The 24590-nt window shown below is 67.3% G+C and carries 21 protein-coding genes; 7 read left to right on the forward strand and 14 right to left on the reverse strand.

Annotated elements, in window-relative coordinates:
* Positions 1-53: 53 nt before the first annotated feature.
* The 9 genes from DID98_RS15055 to DID98_RS15095 all read right to left on the reverse strand — a co-directional run bounded on the left by DID98_RS15055 (position 54) and on the right by DID98_RS15095 (position 10730).
* On the reverse strand, positions 54-1526 hold the full coding sequence (locus DID98_RS15055) for a S8 family serine peptidase (RefSeq protein ID WP_124570981.1): 1473 nt from the start codon (positions 1524-1526) through the stop codon (positions 54-56).
* Complete coding sequence (locus tag DID98_RS15060) at positions 1523-2344, reverse strand: hypothetical protein (RefSeq protein ID WP_044844334.1); 822 nt, start codon at positions 2342-2344, stop codon at positions 1523-1525. The genes DID98_RS15055 and DID98_RS15060 overlap by 4 nt, the downstream gene beginning before the upstream one ends.
* The gene (locus DID98_RS15065) at positions 2341-2604 is read right to left on the reverse strand and encodes a hypothetical protein (protein ID WP_124570982.1); all 264 of its coding nucleotides are present in this window, start codon (positions 2602-2604) and stop codon (positions 2341-2343) included. Before DID98_RS15065 ends, DID98_RS15060 begins: the two co-directional genes overlap by 4 nt.
* The gene (locus DID98_RS15070) at positions 2601-3734 is read right to left on the reverse strand and encodes a hypothetical protein (protein WP_124570983.1); all 1134 of its coding nucleotides are present in this window, start codon (positions 3732-3734) and stop codon (positions 2601-2603) included. The genes DID98_RS15065 and DID98_RS15070 overlap by 4 nt, the downstream gene beginning before the upstream one ends.
* A 69-nt stretch (positions 3735-3803) precedes the next feature.
* Positions 3804-7652 (reverse strand): N-acetylmuramoyl-L-alanine amidase, encoded by a 3849-nt coding sequence (locus tag DID98_RS15075; RefSeq protein WP_260428078.1) that lies wholly within the window; start codon positions 7650-7652, stop codon positions 3804-3806.
* Positions 7653-7661: 9 nt separating this feature from the next.
* Positions 7662-8060, reverse strand: coding sequence for a DUF3467 domain-containing protein (locus DID98_RS15080; RefSeq protein ID WP_124519912.1), 399 nt, complete (start codon positions 8058-8060; stop codon positions 7662-7664).
* Between the two features lie 161 nt (positions 8061-8221).
* Complete coding sequence (locus DID98_RS15085; RefSeq protein WP_124487350.1) at positions 8222-9184, reverse strand: sigma-54-dependent Fis family transcriptional regulator; 963 nt, start codon at positions 9182-9184, stop codon at positions 8222-8224.
* A gap of 395 nt (positions 9185-9579) precedes the next feature.
* On the reverse strand, positions 9580-9783 hold the full coding sequence (locus tag DID98_RS35820) for a hypothetical protein (protein ID WP_185640855.1): 204 nt from the start codon (positions 9781-9783) through the stop codon (positions 9580-9582).
* Positions 9780-10730: a LysR substrate-binding domain-containing protein gene (locus DID98_RS15095; protein ID WP_124487351.1), complete on the reverse strand. Its 951-nt coding sequence runs from the start codon at positions 10728-10730 to the stop codon at positions 9780-9782. The genes DID98_RS35820 and DID98_RS15095 overlap by 4 nt, the downstream gene beginning before the upstream one ends.
* Before the next feature lie 128 nt (positions 10731-10858).
* Here DID98_RS15095 and DID98_RS15100 point away from each other — a divergent pair, with 128 nt between their 5' ends.
* The 4 genes from DID98_RS15100 to DID98_RS15115 all read left to right on the forward strand — a co-directional run bounded on the left by DID98_RS15100 (position 10859) and on the right by DID98_RS15115 (position 15586).
* The gene (locus tag DID98_RS15100) at positions 10859-11716 is read left to right on the forward strand and encodes a MaoC family dehydratase N-terminal domain-containing protein (protein ID WP_185640856.1); all 858 of its coding nucleotides are present in this window, start codon (positions 10859-10861) and stop codon (positions 11714-11716) included.
* Between the two features lie 29 nt (positions 11717-11745).
* On the forward strand, positions 11746-12903 hold the full coding sequence (locus tag DID98_RS15105; RefSeq protein WP_124487353.1) for an acyl-CoA dehydrogenase family protein: 1158 nt from the start codon (positions 11746-11748) through the stop codon (positions 12901-12903).
* A gap of 14 nt (positions 12904-12917) precedes the next feature.
* Positions 12918-14096, forward strand: coding sequence for a CaiB/BaiF CoA-transferase family protein (locus DID98_RS15110; protein ID WP_124487354.1), 1179 nt, complete (start codon positions 12918-12920; stop codon positions 14094-14096).
* 101 nt (positions 14097-14197) lie between these two features.
* Entirely contained in the window at positions 14198-15586 is a 1389-nt protein-coding gene (locus DID98_RS15115; protein WP_124570998.1) for an MFS transporter, read from the forward strand.
* Here the strand turns inward: DID98_RS15115 and DID98_RS15120 are convergent.
* From DID98_RS15120 to DID98_RS15140, 5 genes are all read right to left on the reverse strand, one after another.
* Positions 15573-16121, reverse strand: a complete 549-nt coding sequence (locus DID98_RS15120) for a prolyl-tRNA synthetase associated domain-containing protein (RefSeq protein WP_124487356.1) — start codon at positions 16119-16121, stop codon at positions 15573-15575. The two genes, DID98_RS15115 and DID98_RS15120, sit on opposite strands and share 14 nt — an antisense overlap.
* A gap of 61 nt (positions 16122-16182) precedes the next feature.
* Positions 16183-17595, reverse strand: coding sequence for an aspartate ammonia-lyase (locus DID98_RS15125; protein ID WP_124487357.1), 1413 nt, complete (start codon positions 17593-17595; stop codon positions 16183-16185).
* Entirely contained in the window at positions 17588-18571 is a 984-nt protein-coding gene (locus DID98_RS15130; protein ID WP_124487358.1) for a LysR family transcriptional regulator, read from the reverse strand. The genes DID98_RS15125 and DID98_RS15130 overlap by 8 nt, the downstream gene beginning before the upstream one ends.
* 55 nt (positions 18572-18626) lie before the next feature.
* The gene (locus DID98_RS15135; RefSeq protein ID WP_124487359.1) at positions 18627-20027 is read right to left on the reverse strand and encodes an MFS transporter; all 1401 of its coding nucleotides are present in this window, start codon (positions 20025-20027) and stop codon (positions 18627-18629) included.
* Between the two features lie 222 nt (positions 20028-20249).
* Positions 20250-21350, reverse strand: coding sequence for a type II asparaginase (locus DID98_RS15140; protein ID WP_311767932.1), 1101 nt, complete (start codon positions 21348-21350; stop codon positions 20250-20252).
* 359 nt (positions 21351-21709) lie between these two features.
* On the opposite strand from DID98_RS15140, the gene DID98_RS15145 reads away from it, so the two are divergent.
* The 3 genes from DID98_RS15145 to DID98_RS15155 all read left to right on the forward strand — a co-directional run bounded on the left by DID98_RS15145 (position 21710) and on the right by DID98_RS15155 (position 24587).
* Positions 21710-22219, forward strand: a complete 510-nt coding sequence (locus tag DID98_RS15145) for a hypothetical protein (protein ID WP_044846925.1) — start codon at positions 21710-21712, stop codon at positions 22217-22219.
* A gap of 384 nt (positions 22220-22603) precedes the next feature.
* Entirely contained in the window at positions 22604-23116 is a 513-nt protein-coding gene (locus tag DID98_RS15150; RefSeq protein WP_124570985.1) for a hypothetical protein, read from the forward strand.
* Positions 23117-23432: 316 nt separating this feature from the next.
* Positions 23433-24587 carry a c-type cytochrome gene (locus DID98_RS15155; RefSeq protein ID WP_124487360.1) on the forward strand — a complete coding sequence of 385 codons (1155 nt, stop codon included), beginning with the start codon at positions 23433-23435 and terminating at the stop codon, positions 24585-24587.
* Positions 24588-24590: the final 3 nt, after the last annotated feature.

Genomic DNA, 24590 nt, shown 5'->3' on the forward strand with positions numbered 1-24590 from the left:
TTCTCCTTGAAATCCGGTCGGTTCGGGGGAGTGAGCGGGATCCCGTGCGCCAGTCAGCCGTCGTCGGCACGGCCGTCCTTGCCCGTGCAACCGTCGTCGCCCGCCGCTTCGTACGCGTCGATGCGGCCGGACAGCGCCTGCAGCGCCGCCGCCGCGTCGAGAATGCCGGCGCCGCAGCCGTCGGCCGCGCCGGGCGCGAACGGGCGCGCGGTGGCGACGACCAGCTCGCGTACCGTCGCGCCGTCGAGCGGATAGGCGCGGCGCTGCGCGTACGCGACGAGTAGCGCCGCGGCGCCCGCGACGAACGGCGCGGCGAAACTGGTGCCGGTCGCGAGCTGATAGGCCTCGATCGCGCTCGTCAGCACCCGTTCGCCCGGGGCGCACAGCGCGACGTGCGGGCCGCGCGTCGAGAACGGGGTCGGCCGGCCGTCGTCGCCCACGGCGCCGACCGCGATCACCTGCGGATAGGCGGCGGGCCAGTAGCGGGTCACGGCGCCGTTGTTGCCGCTCGCGGCCACGAGGATGCAGCCGCGCGCGGCGGCATACGCGACCGTGTCGGCATGCGGTTTCGGGCGGTTGGCGGCGATCGTCGCGTCGTCGGTGCCGAAGCTCATGTTGATCACCTTCGCGCCGAGGTCGACCGCGAGCTTGAGCGCGCGATCGAGGTCGGCGATCGCGCCGAGCCCGATCGCATGCGCCTTGCCCGGCAGGCGGGCGGCCGCCAGCGCGCGCATCGGCAGGATGCGGCAGTCGCCGCCGAGCCCGCGCGGCATCGCCACGCCTTCGGCGGCGATGATGCCCGCGCAGCCCATGCCGTGACCGACGAAGCGGTCCTCGGGAAAATCGCCGCGATGGCCGTGACCGCTCAGCAGCTGCACGCCGGGCGACAAGTCGCCGGGCTCGAGCCGCACCGTATCGGCGCCCGCGCGGAAGGCATGCGCGAATTCGGGATGCTGGCGCGCGATGCCGCTGTCGATCAGACCGACCGTGACGCCGCTGTCGCCCGGCTCGATCGCGTGCGCGTCGGCCATGCGCACCAGCGCGCGCGCATCCTGCGCAACCCGCGCGGCCGGCGGCACGGGCGCCAAGCGGCCGGGCGCGTCCATCGGGACCGTCGCCACGTAGTTGGGCGTCACGCTTTCCACGGTCGCGAGCTGGGCGAGCGAATCGCACAGCGCGCCGATCGGCGTGCCCGCCGGCACGCGCAGCAGCAGCGTGCGGGCCATCCCGGTCGTCTGTTCGATCGCGTCGTAGCCGAGGTGCGCGTGCCCGGGCACCCAGCGCCCGGCCGCCGCGCTGAACGGGCGCACCGCGAGAAAGCGGCCGGCGAACGCAACCAGGATGCGGTCGACCGGGCCGCCGTCGATGCATTGCGCGGCGGCCAGCGCGCCGCGCGTCACGTCGCGGATCGACGGCACGTGCTCGGGCGCTTCGCCGAGCGCCAGCTTGACGAGCAGGCTGGTCGGCAGGCTGAACTGACGCTCGCCGGGCGATGCCCACGGCGTGCCGAGTGCATGGATCGTCATGGCCGCGCCTCCTCCTGGCCGGGCACGGCGGCCAGGGTCATGGGTCTGGCCGCGGGCGCCGGCGGCGGCGCGAATGCGCTCAGGTCGAACGCCAGCGCGGCGGCGTGGCGGCTCGTCGGCGAGACGGCGAGTTCGCCGGCCCACTGGTCGCGGCCGGGCGCGAGCAGCAGCTCGTCGTCCGCCGATTGCAGCACCGCGACCGGGCGATTGCCGATCCGCACCAGCGGCGCGTGCGTGCCGTTGACGAGATTGCGCCCGATCACGCGCAGCAGCGGCGCCGCATCGGGCTGCGCGTCGGTAGCGGGCGCCACCGGTTCGATCCGCTCGACGCTCGGCGCAGACGCCCGGTCGAGCGCCCGGCGCAGCCGGTCCACGGACAGGTTGGTGACGCGGCCGATCGCATGCACCATGTCGCGCTGCTCGGCCTGCCGAAATTGCCGGACCGTGCGCACGCCGGCCCATTCCAGCCGCTTGCGGTCCTCGGCCGAGAGCTCGTCGCCCAGCGCGTCGAGCGGCTGGTCCTTGCTGTCCTCGGACAGCGCGATCGCGTTCTCCTCGATCGCCGGCCGCGTGATGGTCGTGAAGACGAGATGGAACGTGCTGCTGTCGGTGTCGCCCGGGCCGGCGGGACGAATCCACACCTCGCTTTCGACGAATTCGACATGGGCACGCAGATCGAGGTTGACGTCCTTGATCGCGAAGGTCAGCGGCAGGTTGAGGTTGCGCGCCTTGATCGCCATCGCCGCCTGCGCGTTGTCGAGCTGGCTCTGCACGGCCTGGATGAAATCCTCGAGGCGCAGGCTGGCGTTGCTGTTCATCGCACCGCTCCTTCGACCGGCACGGCTTCGAGGACGATCGCGAGCCGCGCCGGCTCCGCATCGAAGGCCGTGCGGGTCAGGAACTGCGGCAGGTCGCCGACCAGCTCGATGCCGTCGGCGCCCCATGCAATGCGCAGGTCGAGCGGCAGTTCCATCGCCATCGAGCGCACCCGCAGCCCTTGCGCCGCGCCCGCGGCCAGCTGTCCGGCGACGTCGGCGAACGCGCCCAGCGTCTCGCCCAGCGGCCGCGGCGCGATCATGTGGGTTCTCCTCGTGCGGATGCGGGTGCGGGTGCCGCCGGCGCCGACGAAGCCGACGAGGCCGACGAGGCCGACGCGGCCGACGGGGCGGCGGACGCGGCCGGCAGCGCAGGCGCGGCGGCGGGCGCCTGCGTCGCGGCGGGAACGGGCGCCGCCACCGGCGCCGCGGGCTGGGCGGCCGTCGCCGCCGGCGCCGCGATCCGCGCCGCCGGCCGGCTGTGCCGCTCCAGCAGATTGCGCGACGCCTCGTCGACGAAACGGTCGAGCGGCAGCGTCTCCGATGCGAAATTGATGCTCACCTTCCCGGTCAGCGTCGCCTTGAGATCGGTGTCGGTTTGCGCGTTGACCGCGACGGTCGAGACCGTGGTGACGACATCGCCCGACGTTCCCCGTCCGCCCCAGGTCGTCTGCCCCGACGACGGGTCGTTCGACGTCGCATACTGCACGGCGGCGCGATCGCGCGCCTTGGCCTGGAAATTGAGGCTCGCCGCGATCGTCCCGTCCTTGACCACGACCCGCTGCATGCCCAGCAGCACCATCGTCGACAGCGTCGACAACCGGTGCTGCGCGACGCGCTCGCGGGCGCGGGGCAGCACCACCGATTCGAGCGTCTGGGTATCGAACGTGCTGTCGGCCGCACCGAAATCGGCGAGCCACGCGGGCGCGGGAGCCGCATCGTCGTCGCCGGGCCGGGCCACCGGCGCGAGGCGGTAATCGCCGCCGTTCTGCGTCAGCGTCACGTCGTGCGGATACTGCTCGACCAGCCACGCGCGCGCCTGCCCGTCGGTCACGTTCTCCTGCGTGAACTGGTCCAGCGGCTTGGCCACCGCGCCGACCAGGTCGGCGAAACTCTCGACCTGCTTGATCGAGCTGTCGACGATCGCGTCGTAGGTGCCATGCACGAGGCTCGCGACGAAGGTCGGAAAGTCGATCGCATCGGCGAGCGCCGCCGCACGCCGGCCGATGGCGTCCGTCGCCTTCTCCTTGGCGGGCGCCGACCCGCCCGGGGCCGCGGGCGCCGCGCCGCCGGCCGGCATTGCTTGCGGCAATGCGCCGTCCTGCCTGCCCGGGTCGCCCGATCCGGACCCGTCGACGATCTCGCGGCCGAACGCGTCGCGAGCAAGGGCCACCGCGGGCGTGATCGCGCCGCGGGGTGGCGGAGGGGGAATGTGGCGGGCCATCGCGCGTGTCCCTCGGGGTCAGGCGGGTTGCAGTTCGCGCGGCGCCGGCTGCGTGCCGCTGGCCGGAAGCGGCGGCGCGCCGTCGACGCCGTGCACGGTCTGGAAGCGGCCGTCGCCGTTCAGCGTCACCTCCGTCACGCCGACCTGGTCCTCCTCGCCGGCATGCCGGAACGTGGTGGTGATGCGCAGCTTGACGCTCGCCCGTTCGGGGGTGCCGGAACCGCGGCCGATATCCGCGCGCACGAACGCGCTCCAGCCGTCGAGCATCTGGCCGTGGTCCGCGGCAATCGTCACGTCGCCGACCGCGCCGCCCTGCCACGCCCAGTCGATCGACACCGGCGCCGACGTGCGGCCGCTCGGCCCGTCGATGTACGGCCAGTCGTCCAGGGTGATGCGCTGGCCGGCCATGCGCGGCTGCCCCGCGCCGCCCGCCAGCGCATTGGCGGGCTGGACCAGCCCGGCGAGCTGCGCGAGATCGTAGCTGCGCCCGTCGCGGCTCTCGGTGCGCCGGGTCAGGCTCACGCCGAAGCCGAACTCGCCGCCCGCGGCCGGCGGCTCGACGCCGAGCGCGTAGCCCGCACCCGCCGCGCTGCCGCGATTGATCGTGTGGCCGAACGTGCCGCCCGAATGCATCAGCTGGATCACGCCGATGCCGGCCGCCGCCTCGTATTCCGACACGAAATCCTCGTAGGTCATGATGTAGCGGCTGCCGGTCGAGTGGGTCGGCGGCACGGTCCGCGCGCCGGGATGGCCCGGCGTGCCGACCACGCGGTCCAGCGGATCGGTGATCCGCACGAAATACGCGTCGCCGCTGCGATACATGCCCGTCACCACCACCGCATGGAAGAAGTTGACCGGCGCGCGCACGACTTCGGCGACCCAGATCGGTCCGTTCGCCTCCAGCAGCCGCCGAAAGCCTTCGGGCGCGAAGCACGCATTGGGTTCGACCGTGAGCGTCGACGCCCCGGCGAACCCCGCCACCTCGGCCGGCGCCAGGCCATCGCGCATCTGGCGCTCGAGGCTGATGCAGCGCGCGAGCAGCGTCGGGTCGACGCTCTGGTTGTCGCGCCAGCCGATCACCATCGACGCGGCCGTCGCCCAGCAGCCCATGTCGGTGGGCTGCGGGGTCAGTTGCACCTCGTCCCAGTTCACCGACCAGTCGTCGGCGCCCAGCGTGCGCGCGGCGCCCGCGGCGACCGACAGCGCCTGGCTCGTGCCGAAGAAGCCGCGGCTCGGGATCGGCGCCTTCAGATGGCCGACATACGCGAGCGTTCCGGGGGCCATCGTGCCGGTCGACAGGCTGGCGAGATCGCCCGGCGGCACCCAGTGCGGCGGCACGCTGACGATCGGCCTGCCCGCGTCCTGGAAGGATTGGGCGACCAGTTGCGAGCAGAAGAAGTTGTCGGTGTCGGCGCCTTCGCCGAGCTCGATGCGGCCGACGAAGCGGCGGCAGCGCTCCGCCGCGTCGCCCGACAGCAGGTCGCACGCGTGGCGGTCGATCAGGTAGCTGCCGCAGCGGACCAGCCCGACGTAGTTGAAACCGCGATCGAGGTAGCGCGCGGCGGCATCGGCAACCTGCTGCCGCTGCGTATCGGTCAGGCCCGGCACCCGGAACGCGACCGCGAGGCGCGCGTCGGCCAGCGCGTCCGCGAGCGGGCGCAACTGGACCCCGCCGGGAATCGCCTCGATCACCTGCCCGCCCTGGCCGACGTAGAGCATCGCGTGGCTGACCTCCGCACCCGAGCCGGCACGAATGACGCCGGAGCCGGGATTGCCGGTGGTGCTGAGAATGATGTCGCCGATCTCCAGCGCGTCGGTGCCGATCGACAGGCCGCCGACGCCGGGATCGAGCGGAATGTCGTCGCCGAGGCCGCGCGCGGCGAGGCCCAGCGCCTGGCCGGCCGACTGCGGCTGGCAGGTGCGACTGGTGACCAGCCGCATGAAGTAGTCCCAGTCCCAGTTGCCGTCGGGGCATGCGGTATGGCCGGTCGAGGTGTCGGCCTCGCGATGGCCCATGATCGTCGTGCGGTTGATCGGCAGCTGATACTTGTCGCACAGCGACGCGACCAGCGCCGCCGAGGTTTCGTACTGGAGCTGGGTCGGCGCCAGCGCATCGAAATGCTGGACGGTGCCGTTGCGACGCGGGTAGTCGGCGCCGCCGCGCTTCACCGCGATGTGTTCGATGCCGATGCTGCGCTGGTTCGAGCCCTTGCAGTGCCACGCCGTGTCGGCCTCGGAGACGAACTGGACGACTTCGCCCTCCTGCCCGACCAGGTAATGCGAACTCACCTTCGACGACGCATTGGTGAAGGTATTCACCACCTGCTGGACGGTCGGTACGTCGGCGATGTGGATGATGATGCGGTCGATCGTCTTGCTGCCGCGCCCCTCGTCGAAATTCGGGCTGGCCGCGGTACGCGTGACGAGACTGTTCTCGCGCGCGCCTAGGGCCAGCGCACTGGCCGTCGCGGACGGCTCGGCGGCCGCATCGTCGTCGCTGTACGGCGGCGTATCGATGCCGTAGGCCTCCGGGTCGGCGCTCAGGCCGCGCGACCACGCGAGCGACGACGACGACGAGGTGGCGATCGTGCCCGCCGCGGCGCGCGAGACGCCGACGAACACGCTCACCGGGCTGCCGACGCTGACGCCGGCCGACAGCGTGACGCCGACGAATTCGCCGCGGGCGTTGAACAGCGCCGAGATGCCGCCGGCCGGGGCTTCGCCGACCATCACGCCGACCGTCGTGCCGGTGCCCGCGAAATCGTCGATATGGCCGCGCAGCAGGCTGATCTGACCGGTGAGGCTCGCCGACACGATGTAGCCGAAGTCGAGCTCGCCCGACACGAAGACGCCGATGTCGTCGCCATTGGCGTCGAAGATGAGGCCGACCGCGCCCGCGCCCCCGGATTCCAGCCCCGCGCCCGCACCCGCGCCGATCGAGACCGACAGGCCGTTGCGCATCGCGACCGGCAGCAGCAGCATCAGCGACGCGGTGGCCGGATTCGCGCTCAGAATCGCGCGCAGCGCGGCCCGCTCGACGGTCGAGAGCTTGCGCGGCCGCGGCCAGGTGAAGCCGCGGCGTTCGCCCGCGAGGCGGAACCCGGCATCGTCGCTCATCCCCTGCGACACGGGTGCCGGTGCGATGGCGGGTGCTGATGCGATGGTGGGTGCCGGTGCGACGGCGGGTGCCGATGCGACGGCGGATGCCGGGCGCGCGCCCGGGGTCGACGCCGGGGCCGGCGCGGCGGGCGTCGCGGCGCCCGGCGTTGCGGCATTGAGCGGCGGAAGCGGACCGAAGCCGTCGTCGTAATGGACGTCGTGGTGCGGCGCAGCGGCCTCGACGGCCGGCTGCGGCGTGGCGGTGGCGGCGCCCGGTGCGGCCGGCGCCGGCACGGCGGTCGCGCCCGGCCGCGTGGCGTCGCCCGCCCAGTTCAACAGCGGACTCCGGACGGCGGCAGCGCCGCGCGTCGGGAACACGCGGACCCGGCGCAATCCCCGGTCGCTGAGCCCCGACAGCGACACGTACGGACTGTCGGCATTCGGCAGGACGTCGACCGTCCACGCATCGGCAGCGGGCGACGCCGCGGTGGCGAGGCCGAACCACAGCCGGCTCGCGCCCGCGAAGCGCGCCAGCACGGCAGGCGGCACCATGAACACCGCTTCGCCGCGCGGGATCGCCAGCAGGCCGTCCTCGCGGCTGGTATAGAACGTCGACGACGTGCGCCCGTCCTTGCGCGTGAATAGCGCGGGATCGGTGGCGATCACCAGTTCCGCGACGCACGGCGCGTGGCCGACGCGAATCGTGAAGCCCAGCATCGGGAAACGGTCGGTCAGGACCATGCGGTTGGGATGGAGTTGCGCTGCCATGTCGTGTCCTCAGCTCTGGTTTTGATCGGGCTCGTCGTGACGGCCGCCGAGCATCGGCTTGCTGCGCGCATCGATCGCGCGCCGTTCGAATTCCTGCGGGGAAAGCATCTCCAGATCCGGTTCCGGGTCGCCGATGTCAGGGATTTCGTGATGCGTCGCTTCGAACTGGGCGATCGCGCGCGCCAGCAGTTGGGCGAGCAGCTTCGCGTGCACCGGGCTGATCGCGACGCGGCTCATCAACTGGACGTTGCCGGACTGCGGCTCGACCTGCCCGGCATCGATCAGGAACTCGAACGCGTTGTGCCCGACCTCGAAATAGTTCGCATAACTGGCGAGCAGCGGCCGTGGCTGGCCGGCCGGCTGGGCCGGCTCCGGCGGGGCGTCCTGGCTTGGCTCGATGACGTGCACGACGGCCTCCTTGCATGGCGACGGGCGGTCTGTCCGTTCTGCTTCGCAAGGAGCGGGCCAACGCGGGTGCGCCGGCGCAAGCGCATGATTTGCCGTGGAATTTCCCGGCCGGAGCGGGATTCGGGAACGCTGCCGGGCTGTACCATGTGACAGCCCGGCTGTCACACCGATGCAGTGTTGCCGGCGTCCAGGTTGTACTTGGCCAGCTTGCGGTACAGCGTCATGCGTGACCAGTTCATCTGGCGCGCGGCTTCCATCTTGTTCCAGTTGGTCTGGCGCAGTACCGAGACCAGCCGCTCGCGCTCATGCTCGCCGGCCGAAAAGTCCTGCAGGAACAGCCGGCGAAACGCCGGCGGCAGGTCGCCCAGCCCGAACGGGCGCCCTTCGGGTGCATCGATGAACAACGCCTCGACCAGGTTGCGCAACTCACGCACGTTGCCCGGCCACCGGTAATGCCGCATGCACTCGAGCAGGGCGGGATCGGGCCGCCCCACCCGCATCGCCCGCTGCAGGTTGTGTTCGGCGACGAAGTGATCGACGATCGGCGCGATGTCCTCCGGCCGTTCGCGCAGCGGCGGTATCTCGATGCGCGCGACGTTCAGGCGATAGAACAGGTCGGCACGGAAACGGCGTTCCGCGACCAGATCCTCCAGTCGTTCGTTGCTCGCCGCCACGATCCGGACGTCGACCGGGCGCCGGCGCTGCGAGCCGACCGGCATCACCGTGCGGTCCTCGAGCAGGCGCAGCAGCTTCGCCTGGACGGCGAGCGGCATCTCGCTGACTTCGTCGAGGAACAGCGTGCCGCCGTCGGCCTCGACGAAGCGGCCGGGAAACGCGTGCTGGGCGCTGGTGAACGCGCCGCGCTCGTGGCCGAACATCTCGGATTCGAACAGGCTGTCGGGCACCGCGGCGCAGTTCACCGCGATGAACGGCTTGTCGGTCCGGGTGCTGAGGCGATGGACGGCGCTGGCGACGCGCTCCTTGCCGGTGCCGGTTTCGCCGGTCACGAGCACCGTCGTATCGGTGCGCGCGACCTTCGCCAGATAGCGGCGCAGGTCGGTCATCGCCGGGCTCGAGCCGTGCAGCCCGAGTGACGTCGCGCCAATGCCTCCGGTCGTGCTCATGCGCGCGCCGCCCGGCTAGCGAACCGTTGACGGATGATGCGCAGCCCCGATGTTCATCGCCACTTCCCCCCCGCTGGATGTTGAGGAACAAGACAACCATCCTCGATGGCGATTGTTGGCACGCGTTTAATTAGTACTGTGATGCGTGTTGAATGGAGAGCCGCGTGTCACGGCGCCGGCCGATAACCAGTGTAGTTTCAATATGGAGATTCGTACAACCTGAGGACGGCCGATGTTTGCACGCGACCGGCCGGCCGCCGTGCGCGGGCGAAACGGTCGACTCGGGCATGCCCTGGCGCAATGGCGAATGTGTCATGTCACGCACGTTCATCGAATCGTCCGCAATCAGCATCACGAACGAATGGCCGGGCGCGGCATTGGAGAATGCGTATCGTTCACACGGCACGCGCAGGGACTTCGCGAGCGGCGGTCGAGGCGGTCGAGCGCGGGGGGCGTGCGCGGCGATGGGCCGTCCGCGCACCGGCTCGCGGGCTGAGCCCGCGCGTCACGCGCGTCACGCTCATCACGCTCATCACGCTCATCACGCGCATCACGCGCATCACGCCCGTCACGCCCGTCACGCCCGTCACGCCCGTCACGACGGCGCGGATTCGCCCTCGCGCAGCGTGATACCCGTCCACGCGCCGCTTGCGGCCAGTTCGCCGATCAGCTCGACGATCGTCTGCCGCACGGCAAGCGCGGCGGAATTGACGGGAGACGTGTTCGACCAGCACAGGCTCGCGGGCCGGCGGATCTCCGGCTCGACGATCCGGCGCATCTTCGGCCGGCTGGACGGCTCGCGCGACGCCAGCGCGGACGCCGGCAGGATCGTGCACGCGAGGCCCGACTGCGCGAGCGAGATCATGGTCGGCAGCGAGTCGATATCCGCGATGATGTTGAGCGGCACCTCCTCGCGCGCGAACGTGCGTTCGAGCAGCAGGCGCAGCCCGTTCTGCACGCCCGGCGCGACGAGCGGCACGCCGGCGAGCGACGCGAGCGGGCAGGTTCGCGCGCGCGACGGCACCGCGCCGCCCGGCTCGCCGAGCAGATACAGCACCTCGTCGAACAGCGGCATCGCGGTGATGCCGGTCGTGTTGGATTCGCGGAACAGGATCGCGAGGTCGAGCCGCCCGTTCGCCAGCAGCTCGTTGATGAAGCCGCTCATGCTCTCGAGGTACTGCAGCCGGATGCCCGGATAACGCGCCCTCACGCGCTCGAACAGCGGCACCGCGAGGATCGACGTCATCGTGGTCGGGAAACCCACCGCGACCGTGCCCGACTCGCTGCCCGCGCCTTCCCGCACCTCCTGGCGCAGCTGCTCCATCTGCCGGAGCACGAGCCGCGCATGGCGGTACAGCGCCTGCCCGGCCGCGGTCGGCTTCACGCCCTGCGGGCTGCGCACCAGCAGCGTGACGCCGATGTCGCCCTCGAGCTTCGCGATCTGCTGGCTCAGCGACGGCTGCGCGACGAACAGCTTTTCGGCCGCCTTCCCGAGGCTCCCGTATTCCACGATGCTGACGAAGTAACGGAGCTGGCGGATGTCCATGGCGGTTCGTTCGATGCGAAAGCCATAGGATACCCCTATGACCGGCACATCCAAACGGTATTTCCGCCGCGCCTGCGCTTCACCTAAAGTCACTTCATGCCAAGTCAGAACAGCCGGCCCGCCCGGCGATGGAGGTGACAGTGAACGCTCCCCGGTCGCATGCCAGCGACGATGTCCAACAGGTCGCGACCGACCTGATCAGCGCCGAACGTGCGATCGCCTTCGCGGCCACGCTCGACCATCCGGTCGTTCCCGCCGTGGGCGACGCGTTGCTGCCCGCCTGGCACTGGCTGTATTTCTGGTCGATCGCGCAGCAGGCCGAGCTCGGCCCGGACGGCCATCCGCGCAAGGGCGGCTTCCTGCCGGATCTCGGGCTGCCGCGGCGCATGTGGGCCGGCGGCCGGCTGACGTTCGAACGCCCGCTGACGATCGGCGCGATCGCGACGCGCACGTCGCGCATCCTGTCCGTCGAACGCAAGGAAGGCCGCACCGGCACGCTCGGCTTCGTGACCGTCGAGCACGTGATCGAATCCGCGGGTGAAGTCGCGATCCGCGAGGAACACGACATCGTCTATCGCGGCGCGGCCGCGCCCGGCGCCGCCACGCCCCCGCTGAAGGCCGCGCCCGACGCCGCGCAATGGCAGCGCGACATCACGCCCGACGAAGTCATGCTGTTCCGCTATTCCGCGCTGACCTTCAACGGCCATCGCATTCACTACGACCGCACCTACGTGCGCGACGTCGAAGGCTATCCGGACCTCGTCGTGCACGGCCCGCTGATCTCGACGCTGCTGCTCGACCTCGTGACGCGCTCGCTGCCCGGCGCGACGATCGTCGAATACGCGTATCGCGCGGTACGGCCGACCTTCCTCGGCAACACCTTCAGCGTGTGCGGCCGCCTCGCCGACGACGGCAAGACCATCGAGCTCTGGGCAAAAGATCACGACGGCTGGCTGACCATGTCCGCAACCGCGACCCTCGCCTGACTCATTTCGAGCATTCCCCGATACGAAACATGAATCCGACCGACGCGTACCAAGACATTCGCGAAGCCGTTCGCGACCTGTGCGGCGAATTTTCCGCCGAGTATTTCCGCAAGATCGACGAGGAACGCGGCTATCCCGAAGCGTTCGTCGACGCGCTGACGAAAGCCGGCTGGCTCGCCGCGCTGATTCCGCAGGAATACGGCGGCTCGGGCCTCGGCCTGACCGAGGCGTCGGTGATCATGGAGGAAATCAACCGTGCAGGCGGCAACTCCGGCGCGTGTCACGGCCAGATGTACAACATGGGCACGCTGCTGCGCCATGGCTCGGCCGAGCAGAAACAACGCTACCTGCCGAAGATCGCGAGTGGCGAGCTGCGCCTGCAGTCGATGGGCGTGACCGAGCCGACCACCGGCACCGACACGACCAAAATCAAGACGACGGCGGTACGCAAGGGCGATCGCTACGTGATCAACGGCCAGAAAGTGTGGATCTCGCGCGTGCAGCACTCCGACCTGATGATCCTGCTCGCGCGCACCACGCCGCTGTCGGACGTGCAGAAGAAGTCCGAAGGGATGTCGATCTTCATCGTCGACCTGCATCACGCGATCGGCAACGGGATGACGGTGCGCCCGATCCCGAACATGGTGAACCACGAGACCAACGAACTGTTCTTCGACAACCTCGAGATTCCCGCGGAGAACCTGATCGGCGAGGAAGGCCGGGGCTTCAGGTACATCCTCGACGGGCTGAACGCCGAGCGCACGCTGATCGCGGCCGAATGCATCGGCGACGGCTACTGGTTCGTCGACAAGGTGTCGCAGTACGTGAAGGATCGTGTCGTGTTCGGCCGCCCGATCGGCCAGAACCAGGGCGTGCAGTTTCCGATCGCCCGCTCGTTCGTCAACGTCGAGGCCGCGAGCCTGATGCGCTTCGAGGCCGCGCGCCGGTTCGACGCGCACGAGCCGTGCGGCGCGCAGGCGAACATGGCGAAGCTGCTCGCGGCCGATGCGTCGTGGGAAGCCGCGAACGCGTGCCTGCAGTTCCATGGCGGCTTCGGCTTCGCGTGCGAATACGACGTCGAACGCAAGTTCCGTGAAACGCGCCTGTACCAGGTCGCGCCGATCTCGACGAACCTGATCCTGTCGTACGTCGCCGAGCACATCCTCGGCCTGCCGCGTTCGTTCTGACGGGAGTGACGAGCATGCGCCCACTGGAAGGCATCAAGGTCGTCACGTTCGAGCATGCGATCGCCGCGCCGTTCTGCACGCGCCAGCTCGCCGATCTCGGCGCGCGCGTGATCAAGGTCGAACGGCCGGGCGTCGGCGATTTCGCGCGCGGCTACGACGAACGCGTGTCGGGGCTCGCGTCGCACTTCGTGTGGACCAACCGCTCGAAGGAAAGCCTCACGCTCGACGTCAAGCAGCCCGCGGCGCTCGACGTCGTGCACAAGCTGCTCGCGGATGCCGACGTGTTCGTGCAGAACCTCGCACCCGGCGCGACCCAGCGCCTGGGGCTCGATTACGATGCGCTGCGCGAGCGCTATCCGCGGCTGATCGTCTGCGACATTTCCGGCTACGGGCTCGACGGTCCGTTCCGCGACAAGAAGGCGTACGACCTGTTGATTCAAAGTGAATCCGGATTCCTGAGCATTACCGGATCGAACGGCGAGCCGGCCAAGGCCGGCTGCTCGATCGCCGATATCGCCGCCGGCATGTATGCGTATACGAACATCCTCGCCGCGCTGATCGAGCGCGGGCGCACCGGGCGCGGCCGGCACATCGACGTGTCGATGCTCGAAAGCATGGTCGAGTGGATGAGCTATCCGCTCTACTACGCGATCGACGGCCAGTCGCCGCCGCGGCAGGCCGGCGCGTCGCACGCGACGATCTTTCCGTACGGCCCGTTCAGGGCTGGCGACGGCAACACCGTGATGCTGGGCCTGCAGAATGAGCGCGAATGGAAGCGCTTTTGCGAGACCGTGATCGGCATGCCCGAGCTGGCGGCCGACGAGCGCTTCGGGTCGAACAGCCGCCGCGTCGCGAATCGCGACGCACTCGCGGCCATCATCGTCGATGCGTTCTCGACGCTGACGTCTGCCGACGTGATCGACCGGCTCGAGCAGGCCGGCATCGCGAACGCGCGGATGAACGACATGCACGGCGTCTGGACGCATGCGCAACTCGCCGCGCGGCATCGCTGGACGCGGGTCGACACGCCCGCCGGCGAGATTCCTGCCCTGCTGCCGCCCGGCGTCGCGCCGGGCGACGATCCGCGCATGGACCCGGTGCCGGCGCTCGGCCAGCATACCGATGCCGTGCTGCGCGAGCTCGGCTATGCCGATGAACAGATTCACACGTTGCACGCATCCGGTGCCGTCTGACCGGGCCTTGCCGCGCTGATCGAAGCGCGCCCCTCACCCATGTTTCGAAGCGTCTCCGCGTCCGGTCACGGGCGCGAGAGCGCCACATGACTGGAGACATCATGGCGAACACCGTCAATGCCGCCGGCCGGCTCGACCGGCTGCCGATTTCAAGGTTTCACTGGAAGATACTCGGCCTGATCGCCGGCGGCGCGTTCCTCGACGCGTTCGATATCTATCTCGCCAACGGCTCGGTCGCGGCGATGGTCAAGGAGGGATTCACCGACCTGCGGCATGGCGCGATGTTCGTGTCGTCGACGTTCGTCGGGATGATGATCGGGGCGTTCGTCGCGGGTTACGTCGGCGATCGGCTCGGGCGGCGCTATTCGTATCAGCTCAATCTGGCCGTGTTCGGGCTGGCTTCGATCGTCGCGTGTTTCGCGCCCGATATCGCGTGGCTGATCGTGCTGCGTTTCATCATGGGAATCGGGCTGGGCGCCGAACTGGTCGTCGCGGCCGGGACGCTCGCCGAGTTCGTGCCGTCCGAGACGCGCGGCAAGTGGGTGTCGCTGCTCGCGATCATCACCAACAGCGGGCTCTTCGCGGCGCTCGCCGCGGGGTACTGGATCATTCCTTATCTCGGCTGGCGGTACATGTTCGCGCTGGCTGGCGTCGGCGCGCTGGTCGTCTGGTTCATGCGCAAACGGATGCCGGAGTCGCCGCGCTGGCTCGAATCGGTCGGGCGGCTCGACGAGGCCGAGGCGACGCTTGCCGCGATCGAGCAGGAGGTCGGCCGGCAGGTCGGCACGCTGCCGCCCGTGCGACGCACCGTCGACCTGCATGTCGGCAAGGTGCCGCTCGGCGTGCTGTTTTCGAAGGGGATGCGTGGCCGGACGATCGTCGCGGCGTTGACCGCGATCGGTGTGAACGTCGGGCTCTACGGCTTCATTGCGTGGCTGCCGACGTTCTTCGTCACGGAAGGGTTGTCCGTCGTCAAGTCGCTCGGGTTCGTGTTCCTGATGTCGATCGGCTCGCCGGTCGGCGGGTTGATCGGCTATCTGATCGCGGATCGGATCGGGCGGGCCAAGGGCATCGTGATCGCGTCGATTCTCAGCATCGCGCTCGGCTGGCTGTATGTGTCGCTACGCGATACCACCGCGATCATCGTGGTCGGCTTCTGTCTCGTCAGCGCGATCTACACGATCACGACGCTCGGGCTGTTCGGCTACATTCCCGAACTGTTCCCGACCGAAGTGCGGCTGCGCGGCACCGGTGTCGCGGGGATGTGCGGACGGATGTCGTCGATCGGCACGCCTGCGCTGGCCCTGGCGCTTTACCAGGCGTTCGGCGTATCGGGCGTGATCGCGATGGTCAGCGCGACGCTCGGCGTGCTGTGTGTCGCGATCGGGCTGCTGCGCGTCGAAACCGGACGGCAGGCGCTGGAGGAGGTCGCGCCGGGGATGCAGGACGCGGAAGACGCCGCGGTCCACTCCGGCGTCAGGCAAGCCTGATTGCCGGCGGGCCGGCCGCGGCGAACGCTTGCCGCGCGCAGACGGGCAGCCAGTCGGCAGGATGGTCGATATGGCGCAAAAACGTGTCGAGACCGGTTCCGGAGAGCGATACGCTCGCATCGTTCTCCAGCGGATGAAACAGAAAACGCTCCTCGCCGCGCAGTTCGACATCGATGATCAGACGCACACGTCCGGTTTCGTCATTGACGAGCGCGAGCGGGCTCAAGGACCCCGGACGAATACCCAGCAACTCGAAGAGCTTGTCCGCGGACGCAAACGACAGACGCTTGCTGCCGAGCGCCGCGGCGAGTTCAGCAAGATCGAGCGACTTCGCGGCCGTCGTGACGACGAGGAAATAGTGGCCCTTCCGGTCCTGCAGCAGCAGGTTCTTGCAGCGGGCGCCCGCCACGGACAGCGTCAGCATGTCGGACTCGGACATGTTGCGTACCGGGTCGTGTCTCTCGCACGAGAACGGAATACCGATTTCTTCAAGAAGCCTCAGAACTTCGTCTTTTCCCAGCATGGTGTCGTTCATGTTCGTTCATAAGAGGGCCGACCCTGCGCCCATTTCAGCGTCGCCCCTCTTTCATTCAGTGTCAGGCATCGAAGACCGGGTACGACGCCGTTCGGATCGCAGCGATCGTGTCATCCTTCGAGAGCAGTCCCGATTCATCCAGAATCGTCACCAGCGAGCGGCCTTCAGCCACGGATTGGCGCGCGAGCTTGCTCACGCGAGCATAGCCAATCTTCGGCACGAGCGCGGTGGCGACAGCCATGGATTCCAGCACATGCTGCTCGTTGCGCGCGACGTCGGCTTCCATTCCGCGCACGCACTTCTCGCCGAAGCGTCGAATCCCGTTGGTGAGCAAGGCGATGCTGTCGAACACGCGCGAAGCCACCACCGGCTCGAAATGATTGATCTCCAGTTCGCCGTACTGAACCGCCTGCGCGACCGCGACATCGTTGCCGACAACCGCAAAGCTCAACTGGATCATCGCCATCGGCAAGACCGGATTCACCTTGCCCGGCATGATCGACGAACCCGCCTGCGCTTCCGGCAGTTTCAATTCTCCGAGCCCGCCGGCCGGACCCGATGACAACACGGTCAGATCGGATGCGATCTTCGCAAGCGACGCCGCGCAGGTACGCAATTCCGCCGAGACGCGCGAGAACACGTCCATGTTCTGCATCGCGTCGAACGGATTGACCGGCGCTTCATAAGCGACGCCGGTGATGCTGCAAAGATGCGCGTACGCCGCCGCGCGATAACCCGCCGGCGCGCCGAAGCCGGTTCCGATTGCCGTGCCGCCGAGCGGCAGCGTGCGCAGCTTGTCACGCACCACGGCAAGCTCGTCGGCCAGGCGAGCCGTCAATGAAGCGTAGCCTCCGAAGAGCTGGCCGAGCCGCATCGGCTGGGCATCCTGCAGACAGGTGCGGCCCAGGTGCAGGATATCGGCAAATTCGCTCGCCTTGTCGTTGAACAGGCCTGCGAGTTTCGTGACTTCCCCGATGAGCGAACCGAGCATCGCGTATGTGGCGATCTTCAATGCGGCGGGATACGCATCGTTGGTCGATTGCGAGCGGTTGACGTGATCATTCGGGTGGATGACCTCGTAGTTTCCGGCCGCGTGGCCGAGGATTTGCTGAGCCCGGTTCGCAATGACTTCGTTGAAGTTCATGTTGGTCGACGTGCCGCCCGAGCCTTCCATCAGATCGACCACGAGCGAAGCATCGAGCTTCCCTTCGATCACTTCCCTGCACGCCGCGACGATCGCATCGCACTGCTCGCCGGTGATGACTTCGTTATCGCGATTAGCCAATGCCGCCGCCCACTTGACCTGTGCAAACGCGTCGCGAAACGCCGGATAGTGGGCGATGTTCAACGGCGACACCGTGAGGTTATCGACCCCTCGAACCGTGTTCACGCCATACAGTTTGCCGCCGGGAATGGCGACTTCGCCGACGTAGTCGCGTTCGATGCGAGCGTCGCTTTGAGCAGGCTTATTCATGGAGATTCCTTCCGCCAACGGTAATGAGTTTTTCGATGTCCCCGCCGAGCGCGGCCAGCCTCGGCAGAAACGATGTTTCGATGACTTCGCGTGCCGTATCGCAGGCATCGTCGAAGAAAGCGTTGTATTCGTCCCGGCGCGCCACGAGGTATAACGAGCGCTCCAGGCCCAGTTGTTCGACCACGTGAACAGCAACGTTGCCCGCATGCGTCACGCCCTGAAGCAGGCACATCGGCGATGTAATGGCCCAGCCGATGCCTTCCGCAACCATCGAGGTCAAGGCATCGGCGTTGTCGAGTTCGAGCCGCGCGGGCGCGCGAATCTCGATACGCCGAAGATATCTCTCGATCTGCAGGCCCACCTGAGACGTCCGGTTGAATCGCACGATGGGCATGCTGTCGCTCAGTGTGCGCAGGTCGTCGAGCGTCTTCACGGCGATGCCGAGGCCTTTCGGTGTGATCACGAAATAGCGCTCGGAGAACAGGCGGTATCGCACGACATCGTTGGCATCGATCAGCGGATCGCTCGTGACGATCAGATCCAGATCCCGGCGCAGCAGCGCCTCGCCTTGTTGAGGGCTCAGGCCCGTGCGGATCGACAACTGTGACACCTTGCCGATCAACTTCTTCGTGAAGACCGAGCCGCAAGTAGATGCGAACGAATCGACCAGCCCGATGCGCAAGTCGGGTTTGATCCCGCGCCCCGCTTCGACGACTTGCGCCTTGAGATTCGCGATTTCCTCGCTCAGTACCGCACCGCGATTTCTGAGCGCGATGCCGAAGGGCGTCAGCGCCATCGGCCGCGTGGTCCGATTCACCAGCACGACACCCAGTTCGTCTTCCAGTTGCCGGATGATCTGGGATACGCCCGATTGCGATATGCCCATCCGCGCTGCCGCGGCGGACATGCTTCCCTCTTCCGCGACGGCGACGAAGACCTGCACCGCGTGCATGTCAATGGGTTTGTGAGACGGCATGTCGAGTCCTCATGTGGGCGTCCTGTAGCGGCCGTCATCGACGACACGCCGAAGGTCAAGGACGCGTCGTGCGTCCATTCGATGCGGATATCGCGAGCGTCGCATCATGGTGTCCCGCGGCATGGGCAAGATCTTCCGGCGCGCCGTCGGACTTCACGTCGGCAAGATGCTCGCTGCCGGTTTCAGGCGCCATGAAGTGGCAGAACACGCCGCCGAAGACCAGTACCGCGACGCACACGCTCAATGCCGCATGAATGCCGGCCTGCTGCACGGCGATCGGCAGCAGGAAGGTGCTGATGGCCGAACCGAATCGGCTTGAAGCAACCGCAAGGCCTACGCCCGACGCGCGAAGATGTGTTGGAAAGAGTTCGGGCGGATAGACGAACTCGAGGTTCGCGGCGGCCGAAAGAATGCACGCGAAGAGACCGAAGACGAGCATCGTTCCGATGGGACCGAAGTTCGCATAAGTCAGCACCGCGAGGCCTAACGCCGCAAGATAGAAGGTTCCGATCAGGAACGTGCGACGCGAAATCCGGTCGATCAACAGCAGGCCTATCACGGCGCCCGCGAGGAGCAGAATGTTGTAGACGAGGCCGCCCACGAACTTGTCCTTGACGTGCAGCGCCTCGAGCACCTTTGGCGCAAACGTGCCCAACGCAAAATAAGGAATGACCTGGCAGGTGTAGAACACGCATCCGACCAGCGTGTTCTTGCGCCAGCGCGGCGAGAACAGTTGCGACCAGGCTCTCGTCGTTTGCTGTGGCACGGCCGCCTTCGTCATCGCAAGCGTGACTTCCGGGCCGAATCTGCGACGGACAATGGCAAGGGCTTCGTCTCCCCGTCCGCGTTTCATGAGCCACATCGGCGATTCGGGCACGAGCAGGCGGAACGGGAGAATCAGCAACGCGGGAACGCCGCTCGCCGCCAGCATGATTCGCCACGCATCGGGGCCTGTATCGCGCATCGCGAAGCCTGCGAGGTAGGCGCCGACATAACCCGCCGCCCAGGCGGCTGCGAGCACGCTGAGCAGCCGGCCACGGTATCGGCGTGGCGAATATTCGGTCACGAGCGATTTGCTCACGACGTAGTCGGCGCCGAGGATGAGTCCGAGCACGAGACGCAACACCAGCAATTGCGCGGGCGACGTCACGAAATACTGGGCGGCCGAGACGAGCGCGAAAAGCAGCATGTCCCATGCGAATATCGTTCGGCGACCATACCTGTCAGCGATCGGGCCGGCGAACATGCTGCCGAAGAAAAGCCCTGCGAGCGATGCCGCGCCGAGCAGTCCCATCCAAAGCGCATCGAGGTGCATCGGACCGGCTGCCATGCTCACCGCGATGCCGATGATGCCCAGCACGAAGCCATCGCTGAATTGGCCGCCCGTCCCGCTGAACGCCACGCCCACATGGAATGGGCGAAGCGGCAAGTCTTCCAGTAGTACCTGTTTGCTCACGTCTGTCTCCTGTCTCTGGTATGGCGCCCATGCCGATGCGCGTTGAAAACCAGTGTAGAGCGACGACTTCAGGAAAACAGCAGGTCACATGACAGTATTACGAACTCTGATACTGCTTTCTATCAGGGCTGAAACCGAGGCTTTTGGGCGCGCTCGAAAAGCAAAGGCCGGACGGCTGTTGCCGTCCGGCCAGCAAAGCCGCGTCGTGCGTTCGGGCGCCGCCTAGAACCGCTGAAACATCTGTTGAATCTGCTCGGGGTTATGCGTCACCGTAAGCGCGAGCATCAAGAGGATGCGGGCTTTCTGCGGATTGAGGTTGTCGCCGAGCAGACCGATATACGCCGGATCATCAGGGATGTAACCGCTTCCGGTCCTCGATGACCGGACGACGATCACACCCTTGTCGACGGCTTTCTTGATGGACGGAAGCGCAAGCAAGGATTCGCTGCCGGCGCCGACGCCCGCGACGACGATCCCGCGGGCGCCGTGCGCGACCGCTGCGTCGTACAGGTAACCGCCATCATTCTGGTGCCCGTAGACAATATCGACCTCGGGAAGTGAATCCAGCTTCGCTATGTCGAACGGTGTCTGCGTGGTCTGCAGTTTGGTCACGGCGGTTTCGAAATGCGGTACGTTGTCGATCAGCGTGCCCAGATGGCCGTCGTCGGGACTTTTGAATGTATCGAGCGTGTTCGCATTGGTCTTCGTCGTATATCGGGCGGAGCCGATGCGATCGTTGAGCACGACCATGACGCCTCGTCCGCGCGCCGCCGGCGACGCCGCGACCGTCACCGCTTGAAGGATGTTGCCGGGACCGTCGGCGCTGAGCGCGGTCGACGGGCGCATCGAACCGGTAATCACGACGGGCTTGTCGCTTTTCACGACGAGGTTGAGGAAATAGGCGGTTTCCTCGAGCGTGTCCGTGCCGTGCGTGATGACGACACCTGCGATGTCGGGCAGTCCAAGAAGCTGGTTCACGCGCTTCGCGAGCTTGAGCAAGACTTCGTTGGTGATGTTCTCGCTCCCGACATTCGACACCTGCTCTCCGAAAACCTGCGCCACTTTCCCGAGCGAAGGTACGGATTTCAGCAGCGCATCCGCCGTGAGCACACCGGACTTGTAGCCCGTGCTTTGCGTCTCGCTGAGACCGGTGCCGGCGATGGTGCCACCCGTGGCCAGCACGGCAACATGCGGAAGCGGCACGGGGGCGGGCGCTGCAGTTTGCGCATGGCCGATTGCAGGTGCAGTGAAGATCCAGGTCATCAGCAGAAGCTTGCAGACAATCTTTCCATACTGGCTCGATCGAGCGCGTTCGTCTATCACATCGGACTCCGAATGAACGATAAAAGATTTCCGTCACGTCAAGCGATGCGTGGTCCTTAACCGACTTGCGCAATGACGCGGCCGGGGAAAGTCGGCTCCTCGCCGACATCGAATGCCTTGGCTTTCGACGATGAAAAGTGTAGAGAACCGCACGCTCGGACAAATTATCCGGCAGCGACAATTATTGAATCTGATACTGCATTGGAGATTTTTTGAAGGCCGTCCTACCTGCGATTTCGTTTGGTATGGAGGTTAAAGCTCGACGTTGCCGGTGGTTCCATCCGGTACGTACCCGCCTACCGCGCGGCCGGAGCTGACATAAAATAGAACGTATTCCGGACTGAAAAAAGGGGGCCGACATGAGGCGCCTCTATTTCCTCGTACCCGACACGCAGATGGCGAAGGCCATCGTGGATGACTTGCTGCGCGCTCGCATCATCTGGCGCCATATCCATGTCCTCGCGGATCACAGTGTCACGCTCGAAGAGTTACCCGAAGCGTCCTTGCTGCAAAGCAGCGATGTCGTGCACGCGCTCGAGCGCGGCGTCGCGCTCGGCGGCGCAACGGGCGCGCTCATCGGCCTCGTCGCGCTCGTCTACCCGCCTGCCGAGCTCGTGATCGCGGGCGGCGCCGTCGTCGCATTGACGGTGGCGGGTGCGGGCTTCGGGGCGTGGACGGCCGGGATGATCGGCATCGCCGAACCGAACGCGCGACTCGAGCGATTTCGGGAGGCGATCAAGGAAGGCCAGATTCTGATCATGGCCGACGTGCCGGCATTGCGAGAGCAGGAAATCGAGCAGATGATCGCCCAGCATTTTCCGAAGGCGGATCTGGAGGGCGGCGAGCCTACGTCACCGGTTTTTCCCTGACACGCGGAACCCGGCATGCACGGCGCCTGGGGCCGCCCCGCATCGAGCGGGTCGGCAGCAGGCAAGGGTGAAACCGGCATCCGTCCACGCAGACGATTTGTCGGAGTACTTAATTTACCCCGGCACGCCGGCACGAGGACGATTCCGTGACGGCCCGCTGCCCTTTTGGCGTTGCATCCGGTGAGATGCGCGTGACCGCGCAACGTCACGGACTCCGCTCCCGTGTCGCGCCGCCGACGCCCGCCGCAAGCCGATCCTGAACGGAACACCGTACTGCCATGCGACGCGCAGGGTTTTTGCACCTTGCGTTGCCCCCCATATCTGCCATTCTGAATCGAATAGCCGACGTATTTTCGACGCGCGAACCGTCAGCAAGGAGGTCGTATGGAACTGCACATTCAATCGCATCATTGGCAACGGCGCATGCCGGACTGGCTCGCCGCGGCCGTGGCCGGGCTTGCCGGGGGCGCCCTGGTGATCGTGCTCGAATTCTTCTGGTCGACCATGGTGCTCGATGAAAGTCCGTGGCAGCCGACCCACAAGATCGCGGCGATGGTGATGGGCCGTGGCGCGCTCGAACAGATGTCGGTGTTCAGCTTCAGCATCGTGGGAGTGGCACTGCTGTTGCACTACGTGCTCGGCGCCATCATGGGGATGATCCTCGCCGCGATCATGGCGCCGTTCCGCTTCGATTCGAGCGTCGGCATGGAGGCCGTCATCGGGCTGGCTTTCGGGATCGTCGCGTACGTATGGAACTTCTACGTGATGACCGCCGTGTTCCCGTGGTTCATCTCGGAGCGGGGTTCCGGACCGTTGCTGGCCAACCTGCTGTTCGGCGTGGTCACCGCCGTCGTCTACGGCATGCTCGAACGGCGCAAGCAGAACGCGATGCACTGACATGCCGTTGCTTCGCGCCGCGCGGGACGGCTGCCTCGACAACTCACGCCGGAGGCGGCCGTTTTGCATGTTGTCGCGGCAGGTGACGCCGTCCGTGGTGCGACGCGGGTATGGGGTGCTTCCCCCCTTCCTCTTGCGCTGCCTTGCGCGATGCAAGGCAGCAGACTACCTTTTTCTTTAGAGCCGCCGACGCCGCCTGGCGAATCGGTCCTGGTGGATTGCCGGCAAACAATCGTACGAAATTCGGCAAGGCGGCACGACGATGCCCGGAGCGCCGGTTGGCGGCTCCGGCGAGTGACGCGCGGCGAGGCGGCCCATGGTGCTTGCGATTGCCCTGATCGTGATCATCGCGTTGGCGGTGGGGTTTCACTTTGCCAGTCCCTGGTGGATCACGCCGATCGCGTCGAACTGGGTGCGCATGGACGACATGCTGACGATCACGCTCGTCATCACCGGCGCGTTCTTCATCGCCATCAACCTGTTCATCGCGATCGCGCTGATGCGCTACCGCCACCGCGGCGGGCATCGCGCGGCCTACGAGCCGCACAACAGGCGGCTGGAATGGTGGCTGATCGGCCTGACCGCCGTCGGCGTCGCGGCGTTGCTGGCCCCCGGTCTGTTCGTCTATGCGGACTACATCCGGCCGCCGCGCAACGTGCTGCAGATGGAGGTGCTCGGCCGGCAATGGCAATGGCGCTTCCGCTTCGCCGGCCCCGGCGGCAAGCTGGGCACGACGGACGTGCGCTATATCGGCAGCGACAATCCCTTCGGCCTGAACCCCGCCGACCCCAACGGCCGCGACAACTACCTGATCGAGACGCCCGAGGTCCATCTGCCGCTGAACCGGCCGATCCAGGTCCTGACACGGTCGCTCGACGTGCTGCACGACTTCTATGTCCCGCCGTTTCGTGCGCGCATGAACATGGTGCCCGGCATGGTGACGACCTTCTGGTTCACGCCGACCAAGGCAGGCCGTTACGACATCCTGTGCGCGCAGCTTTGCGGTGTCGGGCACGCGGGCATGCGCGGCGTGGTGGTGGTGGAAGACGATGCAGCGTTCTCGCGCTGGCTCGCGCAGCAGACCACCTTCGCGCAGCGGCAGCAGGCCAAGGTTCAGGCCGCGGCGGCAACGCCAGGCGGCAGCGCGCAGGCGCTTGCCGACCAGGGCAAGGCGCTCGCCGCGGCCAAGGGCTGTTTCGCCTGCCATACCGTGGACGGCAGCCCGCGCGTGGGTCCGACCTGGAAGGGCCTGTACGGCAAGACCGAAACGATGGCCGACGGCAGCACCGCGAAAGTTGACGACGCCTATCTGCGCGCCTTCATCCGCGATCCGGCGGCCCGCGTCGTGAAGGGCTATTCGCCCATCATGCCGCATTTCGACCTGAGCGATCAGGAGCTGACCGCGCTGGTGACCTACATCGAATCGCAAGGCGGCCCGGCTGCCGGCAGCACGGCCAACCGCCAGCCCTAGCGG

This window comes from Burkholderia sp. Bp8984, assembly GCF_003853755.1.
Taxonomy (GTDB): Bacteria; Pseudomonadota; Gammaproteobacteria; order Burkholderiales; family Burkholderiaceae; genus Burkholderia.

Excerpts from the sequence above, each read along its gene's own strand:
- DID98_RS15055 (WP_124570981.1), bottom strand. The coding sequence starts at position 1,526 with ATGACGATCCATGCACTCGGCACGCCGTGGGCATCGCCCGGCGAGCGT.
- DID98_RS15060 (WP_044844334.1), bottom strand. The coding sequence starts at position 2,344 with ATGAACAGCAACGCCAGCCTGCGCCTCGAGGATTTCATCCAGGCCGTG.
- DID98_RS15065 (WP_124570982.1), bottom strand. The coding sequence starts at position 2,604 with ATGATCGCGCCGCGGCCGCTGGGCGAGACGCTGGGCGCGTTCGCCGAC.
- DID98_RS15075 (WP_260428078.1), bottom strand. The coding sequence starts at position 7,652 with ATGGCAGCGCAACTCCATCCCAACCGCATGGTCCTGACCGACCGTTTC.
- DID98_RS15085 (WP_124487350.1), bottom strand. The coding sequence starts at position 9,184 with ATGAGCACGACCGGAGGCATTGGCGCGACGTCACTCGGGCTGCACGGC.
- DID98_RS15095 (WP_124487351.1), bottom strand. The coding sequence starts at position 10,730 with ATGGACATCCGCCAGCTCCGTTACTTCGTCAGCATCGTGGAATACGGG.
- DID98_RS15100 (WP_185640856.1), top strand. The coding sequence starts at position 10,859 with ATGGAGGTGACAGTGAACGCTCCCCGGTCGCATGCCAGCGACGATGTC.
- DID98_RS15105 (WP_124487353.1), top strand. The coding sequence starts at position 11,746 with ATGAATCCGACCGACGCGTACCAAGACATTCGCGAAGCCGTTCGCGAC.
- DID98_RS15110 (WP_124487354.1), top strand. The coding sequence starts at position 12,918 with ATGCGCCCACTGGAAGGCATCAAGGTCGTCACGTTCGAGCATGCGATC.
- DID98_RS15115 (WP_124570998.1), top strand. The coding sequence starts at position 14,198 with ATGGCGAACACCGTCAATGCCGCCGGCCGGCTCGACCGGCTGCCGATT.
- DID98_RS15120 (WP_124487356.1), bottom strand. The coding sequence starts at position 16,121 with ATGAACGACACCATGCTGGGAAAAGACGAAGTTCTGAGGCTTCTTGAA.
- DID98_RS15125 (WP_124487357.1), bottom strand. The coding sequence starts at position 17,595 with ATGAATAAGCCTGCTCAAAGCGACGCTCGCATCGAACGCGACTACGTC.
- DID98_RS15130 (WP_124487358.1), bottom strand. The coding sequence starts at position 18,571 with ATGCCGTCTCACAAACCCATTGACATGCACGCGGTGCAGGTCTTCGTC.
- DID98_RS15145 (WP_044846925.1), top strand. The coding sequence starts at position 21,710 with ATGAGGCGCCTCTATTTCCTCGTACCCGACACGCAGATGGCGAAGGCC.
- DID98_RS15150 (WP_124570985.1), top strand. The coding sequence starts at position 22,604 with ATGGAACTGCACATTCAATCGCATCATTGGCAACGGCGCATGCCGGAC.
- DID98_RS15155 (WP_124487360.1), top strand. The coding sequence starts at position 23,433 with ATGGTGCTTGCGATTGCCCTGATCGTGATCATCGCGTTGGCGGTGGGG.